The sequence below is a fragment of the Alicyclobacillus mali NBRC 102425 genome (assembly GCF_001570745.1).
GTDB classification, from domain to species: Bacteria; Bacillota; Bacilli; order Alicyclobacillales; family Alicyclobacillaceae; genus Alicyclobacillus; species Alicyclobacillus mali.
Window position 1 is genome coordinate 1 of record NZ_BCSG01000033.1, and the last position, 24,809, is coordinate 24,809.

A 24,809-nucleotide genomic window follows, 5' to 3' on the forward strand; every position below is an offset into this window, starting at 1 on the left:
GTTATGAGGAGGATTCGAACTATGAAGTCTATTCCCTTCGCAACCTTGTCGGTGGCCGTGGCTATGGCCCTCTTTACAGAGTGAGCGCGTACCTTCATCCTCCCATGAATTGATGTTGCATGCCTCTTTCTCCATATGGAGGTGGAACCCTTGAGGATGTTGAGCAGGTTTGTGGCCGTTGCCTGTTCGTTCGCTGCCCTTTGCGCATCTGTTGTAGGGGTCGAATCCCTGTCGAGAAGTCATCCCGTTGAAACCAACAAGGGAACCCCCGCCATGCGCGCCACAACGCACGCGGTGCTTCCTAAGGTTCCGGGTGGCACCATTGTCGTTGGAAGCGCCCTTTCGCAAGACGGAAACGTGTATGCGCGATTGCTTGCCTACCGTTCTCACCTCATGCAGCGCATCGGCCTTCCTCCGCTGGGACAGAGCGTTGAAATCTTCGAACACAAAGGACAAACCTGGAAACCGGTGCTGTTCATTCACCATGATATCCCGGACATGAACGCGGTCCGAATCTACCAGAATCAAGGTCATCCCGCACTTGTGGAGTGGGACTGGACCGATGTCGACGCGTACGATACCGTACACCTCGAAGTGTATCGCATTCCTGAGGGCGGATCGCTTGAACACGTCTTGGACAAGGCCATGAAGAACGCGGTGGTGCTGCCCGACGGGACCGAGACCTTGATGATGCAACCCATGGCGTTCGGAGCCGTCTCTCCGTTGATGGTGACGCTTGAAAACGGGCGAGTGGAAGTTCGGCAGCCAGACGCCCGGCCCAGCGCTCGTCAGGGCCAGCTCTTTCTGCAGGTACACGCCCGCGTGGTGCAACATCATCCAGAGGTCATCGAGATAGACCACCTGCCGACCCACCTGTATGCCAGGCTTCACCAGGACATCGTGCTGACCGCGGTCGGCGACGCGCATGTCTTGTTGGGAGCGGCGCTGGACCGCGAGTACGGTGACCCAGGTGGATTTTATAGCTACCAACCTGCACCCTATGCGAACTGCCTCGTGATCCAAACAGAAGAAAAAGGCCAGGGAGTTCTCGTCATCTCTCCTTTTCCGGGCAGTTTCATTCTCATTCACGGCGAAAAGAAGCCCTTCGTCTCCATCCCCATCACGATTTCGTAAAATGCGCCTCCATTTCGGCACCTTGCACCCCCGCAAGGTGCCGCAGCCCAGAGACTATGAGACTATAGAACCTCAACATTTTGACGCGATACATCACCCGCGCAAGATCAGGTCCACCACGGCGGCAATGGCGAGTCCCAAGAGGACGGACGACGCCACGTACGCGATGGCCAAGCCGCGACTCACTCTCCACAGCGCCACGGTTTCCGTCGAAAAGCTCGAGAACGTGGTGAATCCGCCGCAAAAACCCGCGCCGAGAAGGATGAAAAGGTGCGGGTCTTCGTGCGCGAGGCGCGCCGTGAAGAGCGCCAGGCACAACGTGCCCACCATATTGATGATCCACGTCCCCCACGGAAATGGCGTTTTGTTCACCTTGCCAATCCACTGACCCACGAGATACCGAAGCACCGCCCCGATGGCCGATCCGCCCGTGGTCAACCAAAGCACGGCGTCGTTCACAGCGAGACCTCCTCTTCCGCTTCCCGCTCCTCTTCCGGTGTCGCCCGCGCAGGCACCACTTTCGTACCAAGCCACGCGCACAGAGGCCCCAGGACGGCGGTCAGCACCACGTACAGCGCGCCTTGCCACGGGGCCATCCGCAGCGCCTCCCACGCGCCGACGGCAAACGTGGAAAAGGTCGTGTAGCCGCCCATGAGGCCCGGGCCGAGGCCCGCCACCAGCCAATGGGGAAGCGCGTGCCGCACGGCCAGTTGCTGCATGAGGCCGAGCAAGAAAGCGCCCGTCAGGTTGATGACAAAGATGCCGAGCGGAAACAGGTGCACCTGGCCCACAGCGACGTCGACGAGATCGCGCAGTCCCCCGCCCAGCGCGCCGCCGATCAACACGGCTGCAATCTTTTTCCATTCGTCCAAGCCCTTCTCCCCCTTCGCTCCACATGAAAATGGCCCCTGCCACGCGCAGACGCATCCAGGAAAGCGTCCGTGCATCGCAGGAGCCATCAGCCCATTGCGGGCGGTTCCGGTGAGCTCCATCACCGCATCGATTCTACCGTCATCTTAACCGACGGAGCCGCCCAAGACAAATCCCTTACTGCGCCACGTATCCCCCGTCGATCACGACGGCCTGGCCCGTGACGGAGGCGGCGAGATCGGACGCCAGGAACACGGCGTAGTGCGCCACCTCCTCGGGCGCGAGCAACCGCTTCTGCGGCACGAGCGGATAGATCACGTCCTCCAGCACCTGCTTCACCGGGACGTTGCGCGTGCGGGCGAGATCGGCCAGTTGGTTCCGGACGAGCGGGGTATCCACATAGCCGGGACAGAGCGCATTCACGGTCACGCCGTGCTCTGCCGCCTCCAGCGCCGCCACCTTCGTCAGGCCGATGAGCCCGTGTTTGGCCGCGTTGTACGCCGCCTTGCCCGCAAATCCGATGAGGCCGTTGACCGAGGCCATGTTGAGAATCCGCCCATACCCGCGGCCTTTCATCCCGGGCAGCGCCCGCTTGATGCTGAGGAACGGCCCCGTGAGCATGAGGTCCACCATCTTGCGAAAGACGTCGGACGGGAACTCTTCGATGGGCGCCACATGCTGCATGCCGGCGTTGTTGACGACGATGTCCACGCGGCCATACTGCGCTTCCGCCTGCGTGAACAGCCGATCGATCTCGCCCTCGTCCGAGGCGTCCGCCGCAATGGCCGTCACCTCCAGTCCGCGCTGCCGCAGGGCCTGTGCCTGCGCTTCGGCCGCATCCTGGCGCAGGTCTGACAACATTACGCTCGCCCCCGCTTCAGCCATGGCCGTGGCGACGGCGAGCCCAATCCCGCTCGCGGCGCCGGTGACGACGGCGACGCGCCCTTGCAAAGAAATCTCCATCTTCATCACGCCTCCAAATTGGTGTCTGCGTACAGTTCCGCGCCTCCCGCGAGAGCGTCAACCGTGCGGTACAGGCCGCCTGGCGGCGGCTCCTCGCCGCGCTCCACCCACCGCTCGAGGCGCGTGAATGCCGCTTCAAAATACGGAAAGACCGGCTGTTCTTCGCCGCGATCGAGCCGCAAGAGCCCGTCCACGTGATTGCCGCGGTCGATCTCGTACAGCCGGTGCAGGTGCGCGCAGCCGGACGCGGCGACCTTCTCGGCGTACGCCGCCTGATGATGGGCAAAGGGCAAGAGGCAGTCCCAATTTCCCGCCACCGTGAGCACGGGCACGCCAATCCGGCCGGTGTTGGCGATGGGGCGGATACGGGGCGCGACGCGCGAAGCCCGCTCTTCGGCTGGATAGGCCGCAAGGTCGGACGGATCGCCCAGCCAGTCGTTCGACCAAAGGAGCGCGAAGGCGGGCCAGTCGGGGTCCAGATTGCGCCCGTAGAGCCAGAGCGTCACGAGCCAGTACATCTGGCAGTAGATGGACCAGTGGCGCTCGGCACCGCCCGGCAGCCCGAGTTCCACAAGGCCATCCCGCAGCCGATTTCGCTCGGTACCGTCAGCGCGCGCGTACGCGGCGAACCCGGCGATCCATGCCGGAAGCGTTTTCAAAAGGTGCTGTCCTTCTGGATCCCAGTGCACACCCTCCCAGTCGACGGCGCCGTCGATCTCGCCCGCATGCCGCTCGGCCAGGATGCGCGCCACGTAGCCGCCGTTCGACACGCCGAGCACGTAGGTGCGAAGCGGAGACTGCGCGAAACGTAGGGCGAGCACGCGCTTGGCCACCTCGAGCAGATGGACGTAAGCATACTCCCACTCCGCCATGGAACGGGCGGGATCGCGCAGAGTCAGGCCGGGCGTCGCCTTGTCGCAGGCGGCATAGGCGTAACCCCTCTGAAGCACGATGTCCGAGACGAGGTGGTCCAGCGCGAATTCCGATCGGACGGCTGGCGTGGCGCCGATGACGAGCTTGCCGTTCCAGTCGCGCGGCACGCGGATGATGGCCTGTGCGCGCCCCAGCGCGCCATGCCACTGATACCCGGGCACCGGGCGCGCAATGCGCGGCGGCCGGTACACGAGCGCCTGGGCGTCTTCGTGTGCGCCCTGCCCTCGCGTGGTGAGATCCTCCAACCTTTCGAGGCTCTGGGCGACGCGCTCTGCCTCCCGGGCTGCGAGCGATGATTCCATGCCCACGCTCTCCCTCCTCCACCTACGCGATTCAGGTGATGGATTCGCCCTTTCGCCGTCCGATCCTGCCGCGCGCCGAATGAGGCATCCGGAATCTGACTCTAGGCAAGGAGATGGAAATTTCATAAGATGAGAGCGTGCGCATAAGTTGACTTTTGAGGCCGTTGCAGCCGACGGAGGGAGGTGATCGAGTGCTCGTCCTGGTGTACCTCATTGACATCGCACTTTATATTCTTACATCCATCGCCTTTTATCGACTCGCCAAGAAGGCAGGACTCGCGCGCATCGCCTGGTTCGCCTGGGTACCTGTCCTGAACATCGTCCTGCAGCTCAAGATGATTCAGAAGAGCGCATGGTGGATCTTGATTTTGCTCGTGCCCATCGTCAACGTGATCTTCTTCATCATCTGGCAGGTGAAGTTGTGCCGCGCGTTTGGGCACAGCGGCGCGAACGTGTGGTGGATACTCATCCCTTTCGTGTACAACATCATCTGGATTGTGTGGGGATTTGAAAAGGAGACTCAGTACGTGGGGTTCTGGGCGTAATGGCTTCACAGGCCCGCCTGATGCGCGTTCATCAGGCGGGCCTCTCCATGGACGCCTGGCGGATGGTGCCCATTGCGGACTGCTCGCCCAGCGGATCGGCCGCATGATAGGCTCGCAAGCTTCCTCCCACCGAGCCTCGTCCAAGCTCGAACGCCAATATGCAAAACAGAGTTACCGCGCACTGGCATCCCCTGACGGATCGGAAGACATCTCACGCAACGCCGAATGCCCTCTCATGCGGAGCAGGAACGGCAAACCTCCGAAGGAAAACAGGAAAACGAGCGCGCCGCTGAAGAGAAGACCTGCGGCCACCGAGTGGTCCGCAAAGTAACCAACAACGGGGTTCAAAATCAAGGTCAACAAGGTGCCGACCGCAGTCAGAACGGATAAAGCGGTCGCCCGAACCTCCGAGGGCACAAGTGAATTCGTGAGGCTGTTCAACAGGGGCGACCGCAGTGATTCGCCCATGTTGAGAATCAAAATGGCGACGACAATCCATGCCAGGTGATTCGTCCACGCCATGCACGCAAAAGCAGCGGACATCGCCAAGGTACTGGCTACAATGGGGCCCATGAAGCCAAATCGCTGGTTTACGCGGCCAACCAAGAACGAAATGGCCATCGCGGCGAGCGATCCGGCCGCCATTACCCAGCCGAAGTCATGCACTGGCAACCCCGCCCTGACGAAGAGCGGCTGATTCAGATAGTTGAAACCGTTGAACACCACCCACACCGCGGGGCCAGCAAAGGCCAACAGCAGTAATCGCGGGTTTGACACAATGAAGTTCCATGTGGAGACCAACGCGCTCCGCTGGTTCGTGGCACCTTGAGCGCTCTCTTGTCCCTGATTCTCCCGAATCCGCTGGGCCGGCAGGAGCAATATGAGGAGGAGCCCTGCCGCATTGGCTGCAGCCGTCGCGTAGACCGCCAGCACGTAACCGTGTGTCGCCAGCCAACTGCCCAACGGAAAGCTCAGCACGGTGGCGCATTGTTCCGCAGCGTTAAGCCGGGCGTACACCCGGGTCGCATGTTCCTGCCCATTGAACGCTTTGCACAGATCGTATACATACGCCGATTCAACGCCTGACAGGATGGCGATACCCACACCGCTCAGCGCATAGCTGACCGCAAACACCCAGAATGGACGCGCCCAGGCAAAGACCAGCACGGACAGCACCGCGGCTGCATGTCCGACGACCAACATCCATTTTCGATCATATCTATCCGCCCACGCGCTCGAAGGAATGTCCACAAGGAAAAGAACGAGGGCCAAGACGGACTCCAATGTGAAGATTTCTGTGTAATCAAGCCCTCGCGACACCATGAAGAGCGAGGCAACGACGCCGTATAAAACAACGCTCGAGAAGAATTTCTGCACCACCAGAAGGGCCACATATCGCTTCAACGCGCTTGGGTATGCCAAATCCGCCAACGCCCGATACCCCCGTCTCATCGGCGCACCTTTCGCCCATCTCCGCTAAAGCGGATCTGTATGTCCCGCCGCCACCTCCTGCAGGGCCGACGCGGTCACAGGCCGACCGTAGCGAAAGCCCTGCAGCCTGTTCACGCCTATCGCCCGCAGGAGCGCCTCCTGCTCCGCGGTCTCCACACCTTCGGCTGTGACCTCGAGCCCCAGTTCCCCCGCGAGCGCCATCACGGCGCGAATCAGCCGCTCATAGTACTCATTTGTGTACAGGCGCGCCACGTAACTCCGGTCGATTTTGATCCGGGTCACCTGAAACCGCTGCAGATACGCGAGCGACGCGTACCCCGTGCCAAAGTCGTCGAGCGCGATGCGAAAGCCGCGCTGACACAGCGACCGGACCAAATCCTCCGCCGCGTGCTCCATCAGCGACTGCTCCGTCAGCTCGATCTCGACGTCTTCCGGCTTCACGCCGTGCTCGGCGACCGCGCGCGAGAGGTCGTCGACGAGATCGCCGTACAATTGGCAGTCCTGCGCGGAGATGTTCAAGGAGATGGTAAGCGACAGCCCGCTCTCCCGCCACGCCGCGAGACTGGCGATGGCCTGCTCCATCACGCGCCTGGTGATGGCCGGCATCAGCCTCGCTTCCTCGGCAACCGGGAGAAACTCGCCCGGCGACAATTCGCCGAACTCCTTGTGCCGCCAGCGCACGAGCGCCTCCGCGGACACCAACTCGCCCGACTTCGCTTCAACGACGGGCTGGTACACTACGTACAACTCGCCCCGCGCGATGGCGCGAGGCAATTCGTTCCGCAGGCGATCCGCCCGCGACATGGCCGCCGCAATGGACTCCCGATAGAAGCAGACCTGGTGCCGCCCTCGCCGCTTCGCGCGCTGCACCGCGAGCTCCGCCTTGCGCAGCAACACGTCGGGGGTGGTGCCGTCTTCGGGAAAGAAGGCGATCCCGACACACGCGCCGAGATCGAAACGATTCGCCCACGCATCCACTTCGCGGCACGAAGCCATGAGCCGATTCGCCACGGCGAGGACATCGAGCTCCGGACCGGCGTGCGCCATGAGAAGGGCAAACTCGTCCCCACCTAGGCGGGCCAAAACGTCCTCGCTGCGCTTTTCGGCCTGCCATACCTGAGCCACGGCGCGCAGCACGTCGTCGCCCGCGCGATAGCCAAAGGCCGCGTTCAGCGCTTCGAACCGATCGAGATCGATGTACAAAAGCGCGAGGCGATCCGCGTCTCGTTCCGCTGCCCGCACCGCGTATTCGAAGTAGTCCATGAAGTAGGCGCGATTGAGGACTCCGGTGAGCGCATCGTGGCTCGACTCGTGCGCGAGACGCCTGCGCAAGTCCCGCTTTTGGCGCAGATCGAGAAACAGTTCGCGGTATGCAAAGGCGGAGAAAGCGAGAAGGAGTGCGGTGCCGATTCCTGCAATCCAGAGCGTCAGATAAAGCGGACGCGAGGCCATCGCGCGGAGAATGGGCAGGCTGTCCGTCCGGATGGCCTGTTCCCAGTGCGCCAGCGTGTGCACCCCGCCCGCGGCATCGTACACAATGGCCGCCACCATGGCCAGCACCACCACTTGCATGCTGACCACGTAAGCCAGCAGCCGATATTCGGTCGCCAACGGCTTCAACAAGAGCCACTTGAGCCAGGCCCGCATCGATCTCGGCCCCCCATGCGGAGCATGCGTATCGATGTAGTTCGTGCTTCTAAATGCAAAATCCTTCTCCGCGCAGAAGGCACGACGAAGGCCCGCCGCCCCAGGCGAGGCGCGGGCCTTCCGACAGCGGCACAAGCTTCTCCCTCGTCAGGACTCCGCCGCATACCGCTCGCCGCGGAGGATGCGCTCCGTCGGATACACGCGGCGCACTCGCGCCACAATGACGGCGGCCAGCACGCTCTTGACGAAGTCGCCGGGCAAAAACGGCCACACGCCGCCTGCCAGCGCGGAGCCCCACGGATGCAGCGACGGCACCACGTGCCGCAGCCACAGCACGCCCGGGATGTAACAGACGAGATCGCCCAGCACGAACAGGATGGCGATGAGTTTGACGATCTCGCCGCGCGATCCGGGCCGCACCCGCGAGATGGCGAGGCCCGCGAAGAGCGCGCAGAACGGCCAGCCCCAGATGTAGCCGGCCGTCGGGCCGAGCATGAGGCTGGGACCGGCGTGACCGCCGATGAGCGGAAGGCCGATGAGATCCAGTACAATGAGGAGCACGAAGGTCAGCGCGCCGTACCACGGCCCGAGCAAGCCGGCGCACACCTGCACCACGAGCGTCTCGAGCGTGATGGGCACGGAGCCGACCGGAATCTGAACCAGGCTCAGCACGGCGAAGATGGCGATGAAGAGCGCACAGAAGATGAGACCGCGAACTTTGGCCATGAAACTTGATCACTCCTCCGAATCCATGTGATATTGTTAACCTACGAGTGGATTATAGTTGACAATAGGAGCAAAAGACAACCTCGAATGCGAGCGGAGGGCGTCTCATGTTGAATTCACCTTCGAACGTGTCCACGCGGCCCAAAGACGCGGCCCAGATGCGACCTCCCGCGCTCGCGTGGCGGGGGCTGTCCGTCTCGCCCCCTGGGGCTTCGAAGCCGGTTTTGCGCGACGTGTCCGGTGAAATCGCCCGCGGGCGCATCGTGGCGTTCGTGGGCCCAAACGGCGCAGGTAAGACCACGTTTTTTCGAGCTCTGGTCGGATTGGCGCGGTTTCAGGGCGAGATCGACGTGCATGGTCGGCCCTGGCGCGAAGCGAGGTGGCGCGTGCAGATGGGCTTTCAGCCGCCCGCGGCGAGCTTTGTCGGGCAGACGGTCGAGGAGGAACTCGCGGTCGCCATCGCCGCGCGCGCCGCGCACCTGGGCCATCCGGCACCGGACCGGCGCGCGCTTCAAAGCGAGATTCACGAGTGGCTGCAAACCGTCGGACTCCGGGTGCAGCCGGATCGCCCAGTCGACGCGCTTTCGGGCGGTGAGATGGCGAAACTCGCAGTGGCAGGCGCACTCGCGTCCGGCGCCGACGTGCTCCTGATGGACGAGACGCAGGCGGAGCTCGATCCCGACGCCCGCTCCGCCATGCGCGCCGTGTTCCGGCGGCTCGCGCAAACCGGGCGAACCGTGCTCCTCGTCACGCACGACATGGACGACGTGCTCGCGGCGGACGCCATCGTGGTGGTGAAGGGCGGCGCCATGCGCGAGCCCATGTCGCCCCGCGCCTTCTTCTACGGACGCGACGGCCATGCCCCTTGCGACGATCTCGGCTTTGCGGCGCCCTACCTCGTTCAAGCCGCGCGCCGGATCCGGGAAGCGACCGGGGCGGACTTCGCGCCGCTCACAGAAGACGAGTTTGTGGAGGGATGGCGGCGTGCTGTTGCAGGTGAAATCGGCGACTCTCGCGCGCGGAAAGGTGCCGATTCTGTCGAACATCTCGTTTGAAGCGTCGGCCGGCGAGTGGATTGTGCTCGTGGGGCGAAACGGCTCGGGCAAGTCGACGCTGCTCGACGCGCTGGCTGGCGTGTCGCAGCCCGTGGCGGGCGAGATCGGCTACCGCGCGCCTGCAGGAGCCACGGACGTGCGGCGAACGTACCTCCCGCAAGCGCCGGAGCGGCTGCTCATTGCCACTTCCGCCGCGGACGAGTTCGCGGCAAGCCTGCGGATGCCAAGCGCCGACCTCCGGCGCGGGTGGGGCGAATGGGTGGTGCCGCAGCTCGCCCCCTTCGGCCTCGGCCATCTGCAGCCGGACGATCTTCCGTCCCGCATGTCGACCGGCATGCAGCGCAAATTTGTCTACGCCATGGCGCTCGCGCGGCCTGGCGAGGTGCTCCTTTGCGACGAACCGACGAGCGGGCTCGACGCACCGTCGCGGGCCGAACTGCTCGCCGAGATCGCGCGATTTGTGCAACAAGGCGGCCTTGCCATCACGGCCCTGCACGATCTCGACGAGGCGCTGTTTTCTGCCACCCGCGTACTGGCGCTCGCCCACGGCCGCCTCGTCTTCGACGGGACGCCGCAGGCATTCGCGGAATCCGCGGCGTCCTTGGAGCGGGACGGCGTCCCCCTTCCGCCGTCGGTGCGGCTCGCGCTGGCCATCGCGTCCGCGGGCGGGCCAAAGCCTGGCCTCTGTCGCCCGGAAGATCTCGCCGCCCGCCTCCTGGCGTCACCCGCTGTGCAGGATGGAGCGAGGTGCTCCGAAGAGGCGTTGGGCCAGGAAGCCGGGCCCGTGCCGGCGGCTGCGGCCGCCTCGAGCGAGTTGGCGTCCGCCGCCATGGAAATGCCGCCACCGGAGGCCGGCGCTGAGAGCCGTGTGGGCGCCTTTCACCCAGCCCTTCGCTGGCTGTCGCTGACCGCGATCACCATCGCCATTGCGCTCGTGCACCGGCCGGCAGGCGATCTCGTCGCCGTGCTGGCCACCCTTGCGCTGCTCGCCGCCCTGCGCGCGCCGCTGCGCACGAGCCTGCGCCTGACGTGGACCTGGGTGAGCTTTGCCGCCCTAGCGTGCGCCGTAAGCGGCCTGCAGCTGGGACCGCCCTTCCATACGCGCTGGGCCTTTCATGCCGCCACGGCGAAGCACACGTTGCTTGAAGTGGTGCCGTATTGGTGCTTCTTGCAGATTGGCCAGCTGGCGCTCGCGCGATTTTCGTCGCTCCAGTTTGCGGCGCTCGTCGAAGCCACTCTTGCCCGCATCGTGCCACGCCGGCAGCGGCTCGTGGCCAGTTGGTTCGGCGCGCTTGTGACCCGGTTCATCCCCGCGGTCGAAGTCATTTACCGGGAACAGTGGTATGCCTACCGGGTCCGCCTGCAAAACGCCGGCCGTCTCCTTAGCACCTCGCGGGTGCTCGTGGACGTGGCAAACGTCATTGCGCCGTTTGTCATCCGCATGCTCCGCTTCGGTGAAGCGACGGCGGATGCCATGGAGGCGCGCCGGCTGTTTGAAGTTCCGCCTCCATCCGCCCTGCTGCCCGGGTGGCGGGTGCGCGGACGAGACCTCGCCGTGATGGCGATGGCGCTCGTCAGCATCGCGCTCCTTGTCTGGACACACTGAAGCCCGGCGAATCGCATCGCCGGGCTTCCTCTTAGGCGTCTGGAGTTGCGCTTGCGGTCCTCACATCGAGGTCATGATGTTGAGCGTCGAGCCGCCCCACGTGTACTTCAGGCCGAGATCGTTCAGGATCTTGGCGACATCCGACATCGCCATGAACGTGGTGGGCATGTGGGAGTATGGATCCACGAGGACTGTGCCGTTCGCCATGCCGACCGCATGGCCGTTGATGTCGAGCGTGATGTACCCACCGCTGAACTTCGAATTCCAGTTGTACGATCCGCTCGTCTGGATCATCCACTCGTGCCCGTTCCAGCTGTTGTGGATGTTCAGCTTGTCGAGCACCTGCATCACGTACCAGATGGGTACGTACTGCTCGCTCTGGTTCGTGGCCGGGTTCACGCCCCAGACGCCAAGCGGCATCTTCCACGCCTGGCCGTTCACCTCCAGCGAGATGCCGGTCCAGGTCCACGTGTCACTTGCGCTCTCGAACTTGACCGGGTACTGCTGGACAATGCCGGCTGCCAGCGAGTCGCCGGTCATGAACATGTGATTGTAGGACATGGCGAACTCGCTCGCGGAATCCGCATAGTCCTTGTTCACGTAGTCGTTGAAGGTCGCAAGCAACTCATCGATGTGCGTCTCGAGGCCGTCCTCCACCGCCTGGACGTTGAGATTCGGGTTCTCGCTGCCCAAGAACTCCGCAAAATGGACCTTGTAGTCCTCAAGGGCATTGAGCGCCTGCTGGCGACCGCTCGCGTCGTTTTTGGCCGTCGCGACAACGTAGTTCACGAAGTCATTGATGTGATCCGCCCAGAACTGCTTATATTCCGCTCCTGCCTGCGCGCCGTACACCGAGCCATACGCGCTCGACAGCTGATCCGTGTTTTGGCCGAGGACGTTGGCCAGGGCTTGGAAATCTCCCGCACCGCTGTATCCAGCCTCCATGGCGAGGTTGGCGAGATCGGCGTGCAGGGCCAGAAGCTGATCCAGGGTCACGCGCAGATTCGCCGCAGCGGTATCCGGAGAGGCTGTCCCGAACTTCTGCGGGAACTGCTTCACGATGGCGCCTGCGAGCGCGTCACCCACCATGAACATGTGGTTGTACGCCTGCACGAGCTCCTGAGCCATGTCGTTGTAGTCCTTGTTCACATAGTCGGTGAACGCGGTCAAGAGCTCCTGGACGTGCTGGCGAAGGCCGTCCTGCACCGCCTGCTCGTTCAAGTACGGGTTGGCAGACGCCAGAAACTTGGCGAAGTTCACCTCGTACTGCTGTAGAGCGTTGAGTGCGGCTTGCTGACCAGCCGGATCGTTCTTGACCGTGGCCACGACGTAGTTGACGAAATCCTGAATGTGCGCGCTCCACATCGACTTGAATTCCTGGCCGGCCTGCGATCCATAAACGGACGCGATGGCGTTCGACAGGGCATCGGTGTTCTGGCTCAAGAGCGACACCCAATTGTTGTAATCCGGCGCATTGTCGTAGCCGGCCTCCATCGCCTCAATGGCCAGCACGGCGTGCTGCGCGAGCAGGTTGTCGAGATTGACCCGCAGGTTGATGGCTGCGTTGGCCGTTACCGGCGACGGCTTCACCGGCCACATGTTGGACGTTGTCCCCGCCATCGCTACGCTCGACATGCTCCCCAGCGCGATCATGGAAGCGGCAGAAGCTCCGAGCCACTTAGCCTTGTTTCTCATCTTCATTTCGACATCCCTCCATGGGTTCTGTGAAATCTTTCACTCGTGTCTACGGATGAAAGAGAAGGTTGGATCACTTCTTCATTCGATTTTTCTCGAAGAAGCGCTATCATGGTTCCGATTTGAATCCAGAAGAGAACAAAATCAACGGGAATACCCTCATTGTAGGGGTCCGACGGATTGAGGAAGTAGCTGCCGCCCTGAAAGAAGAAGAAGTTCATCACCATGAAACTGGCGACGGCGAGCGTGACAACCGCGATGGCCTTTTGAACCGGCGACAGCGGGCGAAACCAAGCGATGGCGCCAAGCGCGAGCAGGAGCACGCCACTCGCACACTCGCCAGCCATCACGAGCCACGCGAACAGTTGCGCGTGAGGGACGAACACGTGAGACAAGAGCGACGCGTAGAACCCATACGGCAGGCCGTGCTCCGCGGCCGCGAGTTGACCGGCCAGCCCCTGCGCGAAGTTGTGAGCGAGCACCTTGTCGAGTCCAGAGATGAGCCATTCATATCCGACGAGCAGCAGCACAAACGCTTGGTACCGGTGGGAGCGCATCAGCCGCCCTCCTTTCTGTGACACTCGCCTAGGGATACGAAGGGGGGCGGCTCATGGATCACACGACCGACGAAATGGGCGGCGCATAGAGAAGCGCCGCCCAGACCTTGGACGGCGCTCTCGAGGTGTTTTGGAGGGGGCACACGAGGGCTATCTACACATCCTGCGATGGAGGGCGGCGCTCTTCGCGAACGAGCGGGTTCTGCTTCACGTCCAGCCACAGGCTCGTCTGCTCCAACAAGGCCGCGAGTTGGAGAAGCAAATCTTCTCGACCGCGCGCCGCCACGACCTGCACGCCGAGCGGAACGCCCGTCGAAGACCTGTACAGTGGCAGCGACATCGCTGGCTGACCGGTCAAGTTGGCGAGTTGGGTGAACGGCGTTCGCATGAGGCTTGTCTCCACGAGCTTATCCACGAGGCCCGCCCGCGCGAGAAGCCGTGCAATCCCCCAACGGTGCGACCAGCGGGCGATCTTCTCTTCGCTCCATCGAAGCGACAGCTCGCCGATGCGCGCGGGTGGCATGGCCGTCGTCGGCGTAAGATAGACGTCGTACGTTTCATGGAACGTTTCCATCTGCGCAGCCGCCTCGTCCCACGCTCGCAGACGCGCGACAAAGTCGGCGACGGAGACGAATTGCCCCATCGCTCCGAGGAGCCAGGTGGCGGGTTCCACGTCACGCGGCCGGGGTTTACGCCCCAAGATGCTGCGGAGAGATTGGAGCTGAGCCCCCACCTCGCCGAAATACATCCAGATGTAGCTCTGGGCCAGCTGCCGGCCGTCGACCGGCGCTGTTCGCTCTTCGACCTCATGGCCGAGCGACTCAAGGAACCTCGCCACGCGTGGGCCCGTAGTGCCTTGGCTCCGTGACGGCCATGAGCGCAAATTCCGGCACATTGGTGATACCTAGGAAGATGGCTCCGGCGCGTTTGAGCTGCCGAACAAAGTGGGAGTCTTCGCTGGCGATGTGCGACGCGTACGACTTGGAACCAAACGTCATCGGCTCGCCTTGGATCTCCTGGTGCACGTCCTTCGCGAGCACCGGCACGCCAGCCAGCGGCGCGTCGAGGGGCACGTTCTCGGCCTCGGCGAGCGCCTTCTCATAGCGCTTGTGAATGACGGCGTTCAGCTTTGGGTTCAGCGCTTCAATGCGCTCGATGGCCGCCTGAACGAGCTCCCGCGGGTGAACCTGTCTCGTCCGCACCAGCTCCGCGAGGCCGAGCGCATCGTGATCCGTCAAGAGGCTCGACACCCCAATCGCCCCACTTCCTCTGGACCGCTTCAGGGTGATGCGTTCGATGCGCCCGCAACAAACTCCTGCCTCGACGCTTGCCTCTCACCGGCTTGCCATCAGGTGGAGAGCTGTGCCTTGAACACCATCGTGCCAAGCGGCCGCACGTCAATCGCCTTTGGCTCCAGCGTCACCGCCACGACATTCACCGGTTCGTTCGGCATCAGCGAGGCAAACACGGCGTTCCCCTGCGCGTCCGGAACAAACACGCCGGCGGACTGCGGCGGCTGACCGTTGTGAATCACCCAAACCTGATAGACCTGCGATCCGACCGGTCGCTTCAAACCGTGAAAGCGGATGAGCATCTCTTTACCCTGAGGTGAAGCAATGACCCACATCTGCGCGCTGCCCATCCCTGCCGTCGGCGCGAGTTGAACCTGGGTCTTCACCTCGCCAATCGTCTGGTACGGAGCGACGCGATGTAGCGACCACCCGAGCCCTGCCGCGACAAGCACCAGCGCGGCCCAAGGCGCCATCCACCACGTCCGAATCCGGCGCCGCTCGCGGCGCGACGACCAAGCTTCAACCGTCGATTTTGAGTCCGAAGCCGGTTCGAACGCAGAGGGGGATTCCACGGCAGGCCGGTCGTCGGTCGCGCGGTCACGCGGCGCTGCGCCCTCTTTCGAAGCCCGTGGCGATGCAGATGCGCCGTTCGCGCCGCTTTCCGCGTCCATCTCCTCAAAGACGGCTGCCAGGACGCGCTGACGCAACTCGGGCGGCGGCGACACCTCGTCGAAGTCGTACAGCATGGCGTCGGCGATGGGCTTCATCTCGGCCAGTTCGGCCTGGCAGTCGGGGCAAGCGGCCAGATGTTCCTCGAACGAGCGCCGTTCAGCTTCGTCGAGCCCTCCGAGGACGTAGAGCGCACACAGTTCGCACACCTTGTCAGCCACGGCCCTCCACCTCCCATCCGACGCTCTGCAATTCTTCGCGCAGCTTCTGCATCGCCAGCCGAGCGCGGCTCTTCACCGTCCCGAGCGACCAACCGAATCGTTCGGCGATCTCGTTTTGCGTATACCCCTGGAAGTACATCCACTCGACAACCTGCCGCTGCTCCTCCGGGAGCTTGGCAAGGGCCTCCCGGATGCGGAATCGCAAGTCGCTCTGCTCCGCCACGCGATCCGGCGTGGGCCCGTGATCTGGCAAGATGGGAAACACGTCTTCGCCCGACTCGTGCTGTTGACGCCGCTCGCGGCGGTGGAGATCAATGGCGGATCGGCGCGCGATGGTCAACAGCCAGGTGGAGACCTTGCCCAGCGCGGGATTGTAGGCATGCGCCTGACGCCACACCTTGACGAACACGTCCTGCACAATCTCTTCGGCGTGCGAGACGTTGCCCGTCACGCGGTAGGCGAAGCTGTACACGAGGCGCGCGAATCGGTCGTAGAACGCCTCGAGCGCATCGCGCTGCCCGCGCGCGATGGCGGCAAGCAGCATGTCGTCGGACAGCTCACCGTTCATGTCCACTCTCCTCAAACGGACGATGGAGTTGGTTGTGCTGTCACGTATGATAGTGGAAGCCGCCGCACGGGACAAGCTGGAGGCCATGGCTTGCCGCTCCTCAAAGACCGACGTCGCGTTTCATGGAATCATACGCAGCGAAGCCCATGTGGGATCAGTGAGAAGTGCGGGTGATGAAGCGGGAGTGGGGTATTCATAGGAAGATACGAGCGAACGTAGCGAACGCGCGCCAGGCTCGGTTCCGGCAAGCGACGCCCCTCTGCAAAAATCCCGCGGGGCGATGCACCCCGCGGGATGATGGTCGATCGCGTCGACTCCAGAGCCTCAGGCTTCCACCAGTTTCAACACATCCGCCTCGGTATCGGCCTCGAGCGCCCGGGCCGCCAAAGCCTTCGCGTCCTCGTAGCGCGTGTTGCGCACGACGTCGCGCACCTTGAGGATGGAGCCCGCGCTCATGCTGAATTCGTCCAGCCCCAGGCCGAGGAGAATGGCGGTCGCGCGCGGATCCCCCGCCAGCTCACCGCACATGCCGACCCACTTGCCCTCGGCGTGCGCCCCGTCAATGACCATCTTCACCAACCGCAACACGCTCGGGTTGAGCGGCTGGTACAGGTGGGAAATCCGCTCGTTCAGCCGATCGCACGCCAGCGTGTACTGGACGAGATCGTTCGTGCCGATGGAGAAGAAGTCGACCTCCCTCGCCAGGCGATCCGCCACGACGGCCGCCGCCGGAATCTCGATCATGATGCCCACTTCGATGTCCTCGTCGAACGGCACGCCCTCTTCGCGCAGCGCCTGCTTCGCCGCCTCGAGTTCGCGCTTGGCCGCCCGCACCTCCTCCACCGTCGCGATCATTGGGAACATCACGCGCAGCTTGCCGTAGTGCGACGCGCGCAGGATGGCGCGAAGCTGCGCCGCAAACAGTTCCCTTTGATCCAGGCAGACGCGGATGGCCCGATACCCGAGGAACGGGTTGTCCTCGTGCGGCAGGCCGAGATACGGGATGCCCTTGTCGCCGCCGACGTCGAGCGTGCGCACGATGACCGGGCGTCCCTGCATCGCCTCCGCCACTTCCTTGTAGGCCGCGAACTGCTCCTCCTCCGTCGGCGCCGTGTCGCGATTCATGTACAGGAATTCGGAGCGGAAAAGCCCGATGCCTTCCCCGCCCTGGGCCAACACCTGCGCCACTTCGGCGGGCGTGCCGATGTTCCCGGCGATCTCGACCCTGCGCCCGTCCGGCGTGACGGATTCGGCGTCGCGCAGCGCGGCGAGGCGAGAGCGTTCCCTCTGCTGCCGCTCCACTTGCGCCGAGAAGCGCGCCAACTCCTCCTCATTCGGCTCCACAACGACGAGTCCCTCGCTCCCGTCGACGGCGAGCACCTGCCCAGAGGCCACGTGCGCCGTGATGTCGCCGAGCCCCACCACCGCTGGGATGCCGAGCGATCTCGCCATGATGGCCGTGTGCGACGTGCGCCCGCCGATGTCCGTCACAAACGCGCGCACAAACGCGGGATCCAGTTGGACCGTGTCGGAAGGGGCGAGATCGCGCGCCACCAGGACGACGGGCTCCGCGAGATCCGCGAGGCTCGCCCCGCCACCGCCCTGGAGATGGCGGAGCAGGCGGCTGCCCACGTCGCGGACGTCCGCCGCGCGCTGGCGCATGTACTCATCGTCGAGCGCGTCAAACAGACCGACCAAGGTGTCGATCACGCTCTTCACCGCCCACTCGGCGTTGACGCGCTCCGCCTCAATGGCTTGGCGAATCTGCCCCGTGAGTTCGGGATCGTCGAGCATCTGCGCGTGCGCGACAAACAACTGCGCCTCCGCCTCGCCCAACTTGTCCAAGGCTGTCTGGCGCAACGCCGCGAGTTCCTCTTTCGCGGCGGCGATGGCCCGCTCGACGCGCGCCCACTCGGCCTGAGGATCTGCAACCTCCACGCGCTCGACGGACGGCTCACTCGGGGCGACGAGCCACGCTTTCGCCACCGCGACCCCGTCCGACGCGGCCACGCCGCGATACACCGTGCCCATCTTGGTCACCTCACTCGCCGAACCCGGACGCGACGAGATCGCACAGCGCGGTGACGGCCTGCTCTGCGTCGTCGCCCTCGGCCTCAATCTTGATGACGGTGCCTTGCCCGATGGCGAGCGACAACAGGCCGAGAATGCTCTTGGCGTTGATCCGCTTGCCCTTCGCCTCTAAGAAAATCTCCGACTGAAACTTGTTCGCCTCTGCCACAAACAGCGAAGCCGGCCGAGCATGCAGCCCGGAAGGGTTTTTGAGTTCGATTTCTCGCTGTGCCATTGCCATCTCCATGACCTCCTGTAGGTTTGTCTTGTTTTAATGGATAGGGGCTTGCAGTTCCCGGTACGCAGCCATCACGCCGCGAAGCGGTGCGCCATCAAGGCCGCACACCGCGCGAGCCACCTGCTCCACGCCTTCGGTCGCGATTCGCCGCTGCAACTCCAGCGAAGCCTCGTCGTTCTCGTCCAGATAGCACAGCGCAGATGCGATGGCCCGTTCGATGGCCGTCGTTTCGCAGCCCGCTTCGGCGGCCGCCACGAGGGGGCCCATCAGGCGCTCGCGCGGCGCCAGCTTGCGCAGCGGATCGCGGGCGACGCGCGTGACGTGATCGACCACGTGCGGGTTCGCGAAACGCGTTCGCACCTTCGCTGCGTACGAGGTGAGATCGGCGACATCGAAGGCAGGGTGGCGATGCGCCAAGCCGCGCGCCGCTTCCTCCTGAAAGCCCGCGGCGTGCTGCTCGATGTCCTGTTGCGCGAGCGCCTCGCCGATGGTCGCAATGCCGCGGAGATGCGCGAGATACGCAATGGCGGCGTGCGCCCCGTTCACGAGGTACAGCTTGCGCTCCAGATACGGATCGAGATCCGAGACCCATGAAATGCCGTGCGGCGCGCCGGGCACGGGACTCCCCTCGACCACCCACTCGTAGTACGACTCCACCACGGCGTCCAGCGCATCCTCCGCGTGCCCCTCGCGGTTCGGAGCGATACGATCCACCGCGGCGTCGAGGAAACGCACGCGCGCATCCAGGAATTCGCGCAACGCGCCGTCCGCCAGCCGCTCGACGTGACGGCGCAGCTGAGACGTCGCGCGCACCGCGTTTTCGCACGCAATGACCATCACGTCGCCCTCTCGCCCCGCTCGCATGCGCCGGCGAAATCCCTCCACCAACACCTCGGCCACGCCTTCAAGGTGGCGAACACCGACCGCCGTTGTGATCCAATCGCTCGTCGCCGCAAGCTTGACGCACCGCTCCGAGCCGAGCAGGCACGCGTCCACGCCTTGCACCTCGACGACGCGCTTTCCCTCGCCGAGCTCAATGACGCGGTAGCTGCGCTTCGCCGCAATCTCGTCGACGAGCCCCGGCACAACATCTGCAAACGTCACCTGAAATCCGGCGTCGGCGAGCAACCAGCCGATGAATCCGCGGCCAATGTTGCCCGCGCCAAAGTGCAGCGCCCGCCTCATGACGCGCGCTCCAGAATCTGCACAATCTCGTCGGCCGACGCCGCCTGGACCAGCTTCGCGACGTTCGACTCGTCCATGCAGACCGTGGCGATCTGGGAGAGCAGTTCCATGTGCTCCTCGCCCTTGCCCGCAATACCGATGACGAGCTTCGCCTTCTCCCCGCCGAAATCCACGCCATCCGGGTACTGCGCCACGACAATGCCAGATGCGCGAATGTACGTCACCGAATCCGGCATGCCGTGCGGAATGGCGATCCCGTTGCCGATATATGTGGTGGTCGCAGCCTCTCGCTCAAGCATGCTGTCCACATACGGCGCCTCCACATGACCCAGGTCCACCAACATGCGGCCCACCCGGCGAATGGCCTCTTCCTTTGGCTCCGCCCCCACATTCAGCGCCACATGGCGCGCGTCCAATGTCACCATCTTCATTCACTCCCCTTGGCGAACCATCGCGTCGTACAGACGCCGCCGAATTTCCTCTTCGTCAGCGCTTTTCAGCGCCTCCACCAGCGCCTCCGATTCGACCAAGGCCGCCGAGATGCGGCCGAGGCCGTCGATGACAACTGGGTCCTCGTGCACCGGGGCGAGCAGCACCAGGAAGACCGACACGGGCTCGTCCTCCGCCACTCCCCGCATCCATATTGGCCGCTCCAAGCGGTAGACGCCGACAAACGGGCTGTCGATCCCGTCAGTCCTCGCATGCAAAACAGCGAGCTGCCGATCCGGCAGTACGACGCTCCCCAACCGCTCCCTGCGCTCGATGGCCTCCACAATCGATTCGGCGTCGGAAGCGCGCCCTTGTCGGACGAGATCGAGCCCGACGAGCCGAATGACCTCGCCCACGGTCTCCGCTCGAATCGTGGCTGTCCTGGCCAAAGAAGCGAGCCGCGAGGCCCACTTGGATGCGCCCGTCAGTGTCTCTCCCGGCTTGAGCGAGGTGCGTGCAGGCCGCTCCATCTTGGCAAGCGCTAGCCGAATCGCGCGGAGGTCCTCCTCCGTGAGAAACGGCGACACGACCACCACGGGCACGCCTGACTCCGGCAGCGAAACGGTGGACAGGATGAGATCGGCGTTCATGTGCGCAGCGGATTTCGCCGACGCCACCTCCTGCACGGAGACTTCGGGCAGCTCCTTGCGCACGCGGCTCGCGAGAAGCCGCGCCGAACTGAGCCCGTGGGGGCAGACAATGACGGCGCGCCACTTCTCCTCCGCCCATCGCCGCTCCCGGGAGGCCCCAAGGTGCATGGCGAGAAAGCCGATTTCCTCATCCGGCAGCCGAAGCCCATGCGCGGCGAACACCTCGTGCGCTGCCGATTCCGCCGCGGAAAAGAGATCCGGATACCGGGCCTTGACCTCCTCCAGCAGTGGATTTCGAATCGGCAGGCCAGCACGGACGCGATCGAGCACAGGCGCGAGGTGCTGGGCGAGCCCACTCACCAGCAGAGGGTCCGACGCAAACGGCAGCCGCGTGATGTCCTCGACCGCGCGCACGAACCGGTGGGCGAGATCGAGCGCCGTCACGTTGGACGGAAGCAGCCGGAAATCGTCCTCCAGGCGCACGCGTAGGCCGGCGAGGTGCCTGGCCATGTACCGGATCTCGGGCTCGGTCGCGAGGGCCGGAAGGTCAGCCGCCTGCGACAGACCGTTGAGGAGTTCCTTCGCAAGCGCGATGTCGCTGGGGCGCTCCGCTGGGCCCAGATCCTCGCCGCGCACCACACCTCCTCGCGCAGCGCGCAGGCATTGGACGGAAGCATACAGCCACACCTCAGACCGATCCGCCTCCTCGACCGGGGGCTCCGCGGCGCCGAGTACGGCTTCGACGGTGTCCGCGAGACCCTTGAGCACCGATTGCGGCACAAACTGAACGAGCCAACGCGCGACGGGATGGCTGAGATCGCCTTCTCGCGTGATGATGCGAGCCAGTTGATACGGTGATATCTGCTCGTAGACGATGTCAGCCATGGCTTCGCGCCTGGCCACCTCGCTTCCTTCGACCAACACGCCGAAGCCCTGCCTGCGCACGAGGGTCATATGACGAGCGCGCAACCAGGGAGCGAGGTCGTTCAAATCACTGCTTAAGCTCGCCGGCGCGGCGTCGAGAACCTTGCCCAAATAGGCAAGCTTGAGCGGTCCCGGCTCGGCCAGAAGCCAGAGAGCGAGAAGCGCAGCCCGCTGTCGGGGTGTGACGACTAGGGTTCTCGAAGTCACGGGTCCCAGTTCAGCTTCGATGCGCCCCAATTCCTGCGGCGAAGCTTGCAGGCATAACCTCCCGCCTTGACTCTCCATCCGCACCCGGAACGGGCGGAGCCAGCCGGCCACGGCGCGCAAGTCGCGCTGCAGCGTGCGGCGGCTGACGTCCAAACGGCGCGCGGCCTCGGAAGGATCCACGCCTTCCGAGTGCCGCACCAGTTCCAAGAGCAAGAGTTTTTGGCGATCCGTCAGTTCGTTCGCCATGCCTCATCCCTTCAGATGGCCAAGGTCCTCAATCAGCTGGTCGTAGGTCGCCTTGTTCAAGAAGTTTTGCACCAGGTAGATCTTCGCCTTCGGCGCGACCTGGCGCGCGCGCGTCTCGAAGCTGGCCTGTGTGAACACCACCTCTGCTGTGGACGGCAGTTGGTTCACCGGCACGTGATGCACAGGGATGTCGTAGCCAGCCTCCTGCAGCCGCTTCTTCAGAATGGACGCGCCCATTGCGCTCGATCCCATGCCAGCCTCACACGCGAAATACACGGCCTGCGGGACTCCTGCGAGCGTCGCCTCTTCCGCCACAGCCTGCGCCGTTGGCTGAGCGGACGGCGTGAACTTGGACTGAGACTTCATGTCCTGCACCACAGCCTGGGCGAACGCCAAGGTGCTCTCGTCCATCTCGTCTCGAGAGCGGCGGATGAAGAAGGAAGCCACCAGGAACGAGACCAGCGCGCCCACAAAGATGCCCGAAAGCACCGGGAAGTAACCGCCCTTCGGCGTCATGGCGATCTCGGCGAAGATGCTGCCGGGCGACGGCGTCGCCACGAGGCCGGCGTGCAGGACCATGAAGGTCGTGTCCGCCGCCATGCCGCCCAAGATCACGGCAAGGACCAGAATGGGCCGCATCAGCACGTACGGGAAGTACACCTCGTGAATGCCACCGAAGAACTGAATGAGAATTGCGCCAGGTGCCGACTGCCGGATGGCCCCCTTCGCAAACGCCCAGTAGGCCATGAGCAGCCCCAGGCCCGGCCCCGGGTCGGTCTCAAGCAGGAAGAAGATGGACTTGCCCGCCTGCTTGGCCTGCTCGACGCCGATGGGTTCAAGGATACCGTGGTTGATGGCGTTGTTCAAAAACAGAACCTTGCCCGGCTCAATAAAGATGGCGATGAGCGGCAGAAGATGCGCATTGGTCACCCACACGGCCGCCGCACCCAGCCAAGCGGACACCTGATCCATGATGGGCTGCACGCCTAGAAAACCGAGAATCGCGAGCCCCCCGCCCAGGATGCCTGCGGAAAACGTGTTGACCAACATCTCGAAACCAGCGCGGATGCGCCCTTCCACGGCGCGGTCGAACTGCTTGATCAGGTAGCCGCCGAGGGGGCCCATGATCATCGCGCCGATGAACATCGGCTGAGATGCGCCAATGGCCACGCCCGCCGTGGCGATGGCGCCCACGACGCCCCCGCGGATCCCGTGCACGAGGCGCCCTCCGGTGAAGCCAATGAGAACCGGAATGAGAAATGAGACCATGGGAGAAACCAGCTGATCGAGCTTCGCGTTCGGGGTCCACCCTGTGGGAATAAAGAACGCGGTGATCAGGCCCCACGCGATAAACGCGGGAATGTTGGGCATGACCATGCCCGCCAGAAAGCCACCGAACTTTTGCATCGCCGCCCGAGCCCGGCCGCTCGACGCAATCGGTTGTGCTGCAACCTGGGTCGCCACGTTACGCCCTCCTTCGACAGTTGTAATCGCTTTCTGTCGAACAAGATACATGCCCGCGTGACGCGCATCAACGCAAACAAATTCGGGCCTGACACGCTCCATGGCGTCAGGCCCGAAGAGTACTGTCAGGGCGAGGCGTCTTTCGTCACTCCGTCACCCTGAGGACAATTTTTCCGATGTTCTGATTGGCCTCCATCCGCTCGTGCGCGGCGCGGACGTCGCGCCAGTCGTACACCTGGTCAAGGACGGGCGAAATGTCGCCCTTTGCCAGCTCGTCGTGGGCGAACGCCACGAACGCGGCCGTGAGCTCGATCTTCGCCTCCAGGCTGCGGGAGCGGAGAGCGGTCCCGATGATTTGCTGCCGCTTCGCGAGGATATGGCCGAGATCGAACCCGTCGACCTTCGTTCCGCCCATTGTGCCGATGACAATGAGCCGCCCGTCCACGGCCAGCGCGCGCAGGTTGTCGTGGAAGTAAGGCGCCCCTACGAAATCGAAGATGATGTCGGCGCCGCGACCGTCTGTCTCCTGGCGGACAAAGTCGACGAACGATCCGTCGTGGTAATTCCAGCCCGCCTTGGCGCCGAGCTCGAGGCACTTGGCGATTTTGTCGGCGCTGCCCGCCGTGACGATGCTATGCGCCCCCGCGAGGCGGATGAGTTGAATCGCCGACGTGCCGACGCCGCTCGCTCCCGCGTGCACGAGGACCGTCTCCCCTGGGCTCAGGCGGCCGAGCACGAACAGGTTCAGATAAGCGGTGAGAAAGGTCTCTGGGATGGCCGCGCCCTGTTCGTACGAGAGGTTGTCAGGCAGCCGAATCAGCATGCCGGCCGGCACCACGGCGTACTGCGCGTAGCCGCCGCCGGGCAACAGCGCCGCGACGCGATCGCCCTCGCCGACCGAGGTCACGCCTGGACCGATGGCCTCCACGTCCCCCGCCATTTCAAGGCCCAGGATGTCGGATGCCCCCGGCGGAGGCGGGTACAGGCCGCGCCGCTGCAGGAGATCCGCGCGATTCAAGGCCGTCGCGCGAACGCGCACCAGCACCTCGCCAGGACCTGGCTTCGGCGTCTCCACCTCGCCGATTTCGAGCACCTCCGGCCCGCCAAACTGCTTCATGATGACCGCGAGCATGTCGTCGCCTCCCCTTCGTTCATCATCGT

The 24,809-nt window shown here is 64.1% G+C and carries 24 protein-coding genes and 1 riboswitch; of the genes, 4 read left to right on the top strand and 20 right to left on the bottom strand.

The window, feature by feature from the left end; all coding sequences use genetic code 11:
• Positions 1-273 precede the first annotated feature (273 nt).
• A complete protein-coding gene (locus AMA01_RS11215; protein ID WP_067851008.1) occupies positions 274-1,134 on the top strand; it encodes a hypothetical protein in 861 nt (286 codons plus the stop codon).
• 93 nt (positions 1,135-1,227) lie between these two features.
• On the opposite strand, the gene crcB is transcribed toward AMA01_RS11215, so the two are convergent.
• The 4 genes from crcB to AMA01_RS11235 all read right to left on the bottom strand — a co-directional run bounded on the left by crcB (position 1,228) and on the right by AMA01_RS11235 (position 4,202).
• Entirely contained in the window at positions 1,228-1,593 is a 366-nt protein-coding gene (crcB, locus tag AMA01_RS11220) for a fluoride efflux transporter CrcB (RefSeq protein ID WP_067851010.1), read from the bottom strand.
• Entirely contained in the window at positions 1,590-2,006 is a 417-nt protein-coding gene (locus AMA01_RS11225; protein ID WP_067851012.1) for a fluoride efflux transporter FluC, read from the bottom strand. The genes crcB and AMA01_RS11225 overlap by 4 nt, the downstream gene beginning before the upstream one ends.
• 70 nt (positions 2,007-2,076) lie before the next feature.
• A riboswitch (Fluoride riboswitch) is annotated at positions 2,077-2,139 on the bottom strand.
• Positions 2,140-2,181: 42 nt separating this feature from the next.
• On the bottom strand, positions 2,182-2,967 hold the full coding sequence (locus tag AMA01_RS11230; RefSeq protein WP_067851064.1) for a 3-hydroxybutyrate dehydrogenase: 786 nt from the start codon (positions 2,965-2,967) through the stop codon (positions 2,182-2,184).
• A 5-nt stretch (positions 2,968-2,972) separates the two neighbouring features.
• Positions 2,973-4,202 (bottom strand): alpha/beta hydrolase, encoded by a 1,230-nt coding sequence (locus AMA01_RS11235; protein ID WP_231862930.1) that lies wholly within the window; start codon positions 4,200-4,202, stop codon positions 2,973-2,975.
• Between the two features lie 191 nt (positions 4,203-4,393).
• Here AMA01_RS11235 and AMA01_RS11240 point away from each other — a divergent pair, with 191 nt between their 5' ends.
• Entirely contained in the window at positions 4,394-4,747 is a 354-nt protein-coding gene (locus tag AMA01_RS11240; RefSeq protein WP_067851016.1) for a DUF5684 domain-containing protein, read from the top strand.
• A 171-nt stretch (positions 4,748-4,918) separates the two neighbouring features.
• On the opposite strand, the gene AMA01_RS11245 is transcribed toward AMA01_RS11240, so the two are convergent.
• From AMA01_RS11245 to AMA01_RS11255, 3 genes are all read right to left on the bottom strand, one after another.
• Positions 4,919-6,178: an MFS transporter gene (locus AMA01_RS11245; RefSeq protein WP_067851018.1), complete on the bottom strand. Its 1,260-nt coding sequence runs from the start codon at positions 6,176-6,178 to the stop codon at positions 4,919-4,921.
• 45 nt (positions 6,179-6,223) lie between these two features.
• On the bottom strand, positions 6,224-7,846 hold the full coding sequence (locus AMA01_RS11250) for a putative bifunctional diguanylate cyclase/phosphodiesterase (RefSeq protein WP_067851019.1): 1,623 nt from the start codon (positions 7,844-7,846) through the stop codon (positions 6,224-6,226).
• Between the two features lie 147 nt (positions 7,847-7,993).
• Positions 7,994-8,572 carry a biotin transporter BioY gene (locus AMA01_RS11255; RefSeq protein WP_067851022.1) on the bottom strand — a complete coding sequence of 193 codons (579 nt, stop codon included), beginning with the start codon at positions 8,570-8,572 and terminating at the stop codon, positions 7,994-7,996.
• Between the two features lie 107 nt (positions 8,573-8,679).
• Here AMA01_RS11255 and AMA01_RS11260 point away from each other — a divergent pair, with 107 nt between their 5' ends.
• Positions 8,680-9,627 carry an ABC transporter ATP-binding protein gene (locus tag AMA01_RS11260; protein ID WP_067851024.1) on the top strand — a complete coding sequence of 316 codons (948 nt, stop codon included), beginning with the start codon at positions 8,680-8,682 and terminating at the stop codon, positions 9,625-9,627.
• Positions 9,557-11,233, top strand: a complete 1,677-nt coding sequence (locus AMA01_RS11265) for an ATP-binding cassette domain-containing protein (RefSeq protein ID WP_231862929.1) — start codon at positions 9,557-9,559, stop codon at positions 11,231-11,233. Before AMA01_RS11260 ends, AMA01_RS11265 begins: the two co-directional genes overlap by 71 nt.
• 60 nt (positions 11,234-11,293) lie before the next feature.
• Here AMA01_RS11265 and AMA01_RS11270 read toward each other — a convergent pair whose 3' ends face one another.
• The 13 genes from AMA01_RS11270 to AMA01_RS11330 form a co-directional block, all read right to left on the bottom strand.
• Positions 11,294-12,934: a hypothetical protein gene (locus AMA01_RS11270; RefSeq protein ID WP_067851026.1), complete on the bottom strand. Its 1,641-nt coding sequence runs from the start codon at positions 12,932-12,934 to the stop codon at positions 11,294-11,296.
• Complete coding sequence (locus AMA01_RS11275; protein ID WP_067851028.1) at positions 12,931-13,485, bottom strand: hypothetical protein; 555 nt, start codon at positions 13,483-13,485, stop codon at positions 12,931-12,933. Before AMA01_RS11275 ends, AMA01_RS11270 begins: the two co-directional genes overlap by 4 nt.
• A gap of 154 nt (positions 13,486-13,639) precedes the next feature.
• On the bottom strand, positions 13,640-14,323 hold the full coding sequence (locus tag AMA01_RS14090; RefSeq protein WP_067851029.1) for an amidase family protein: 684 nt from the start codon (positions 14,321-14,323) through the stop codon (positions 13,640-13,642).
• Complete coding sequence (locus tag AMA01_RS14095) at positions 14,307-14,735, bottom strand: amidase family protein (protein ID WP_067851031.1); 429 nt, start codon at positions 14,733-14,735, stop codon at positions 14,307-14,309. The genes AMA01_RS14090 and AMA01_RS14095 overlap by 17 nt, the downstream gene beginning before the upstream one ends.
• A gap of 98 nt (positions 14,736-14,833) precedes the next feature.
• Positions 14,834-15,667: an anti-sigma factor gene (locus AMA01_RS11290; protein WP_067851033.1), complete on the bottom strand. Its 834-nt coding sequence runs from the start codon at positions 15,665-15,667 to the stop codon at positions 14,834-14,836.
• Entirely contained in the window at positions 15,660-16,235 is a 576-nt protein-coding gene (locus tag AMA01_RS11295; RefSeq protein ID WP_067851035.1) for an RNA polymerase sigma factor, read from the bottom strand. Before AMA01_RS11295 ends, AMA01_RS11290 begins: the two co-directional genes overlap by 8 nt.
• A 324-nt stretch (positions 16,236-16,559) precedes the next feature.
• On the bottom strand, positions 16,560-18,266 hold the full coding sequence (gene ptsP / locus AMA01_RS11300; protein ID WP_067851036.1) for a phosphoenolpyruvate--protein phosphotransferase: 1,707 nt from the start codon (positions 18,264-18,266) through the stop codon (positions 16,560-16,562).
• 10 nt (positions 18,267-18,276) lie between these two features.
• Complete coding sequence (locus AMA01_RS11305) at positions 18,277-18,546, bottom strand: HPr family phosphocarrier protein (RefSeq protein WP_082744158.1); 270 nt, start codon at positions 18,544-18,546, stop codon at positions 18,277-18,279.
• A gap of 30 nt (positions 18,547-18,576) precedes the next feature.
• Entirely contained in the window at positions 18,577-19,728 is a 1,152-nt protein-coding gene (locus tag AMA01_RS11310) for a mannitol-1-phosphate 5-dehydrogenase (protein ID WP_067851038.1), read from the bottom strand.
• Positions 19,725-20,153 (bottom strand): PTS sugar transporter subunit IIA, encoded by a 429-nt coding sequence (locus tag AMA01_RS11315; RefSeq protein WP_082744159.1) that lies wholly within the window; start codon positions 20,151-20,153, stop codon positions 19,725-19,727. Before AMA01_RS11315 ends, AMA01_RS11310 begins: the two co-directional genes overlap by 4 nt.
• 6 nt (positions 20,154-20,159) lie before the next feature.
• Entirely contained in the window at positions 20,160-22,184 is a 2,025-nt protein-coding gene (locus AMA01_RS11320; RefSeq protein WP_067851042.1) for a BglG family transcription antiterminator, read from the bottom strand.
• Between the two features lie 3 nt (positions 22,185-22,187).
• A complete protein-coding gene (locus tag AMA01_RS11325; RefSeq protein WP_082744161.1) occupies positions 22,188-23,648 on the bottom strand; it encodes a PTS mannitol transporter subunit IICB in 1,461 nt (486 codons plus the stop codon).
• A 145-nt stretch (positions 23,649-23,793) separates the two neighbouring features.
• Complete coding sequence (locus tag AMA01_RS11330; RefSeq protein WP_067851045.1) at positions 23,794-24,780, bottom strand: NAD(P)H-quinone oxidoreductase; 987 nt, start codon at positions 24,778-24,780, stop codon at positions 23,794-23,796.
• Between the last annotated feature and the right edge of the window lie 29 nt (positions 24,781-24,809).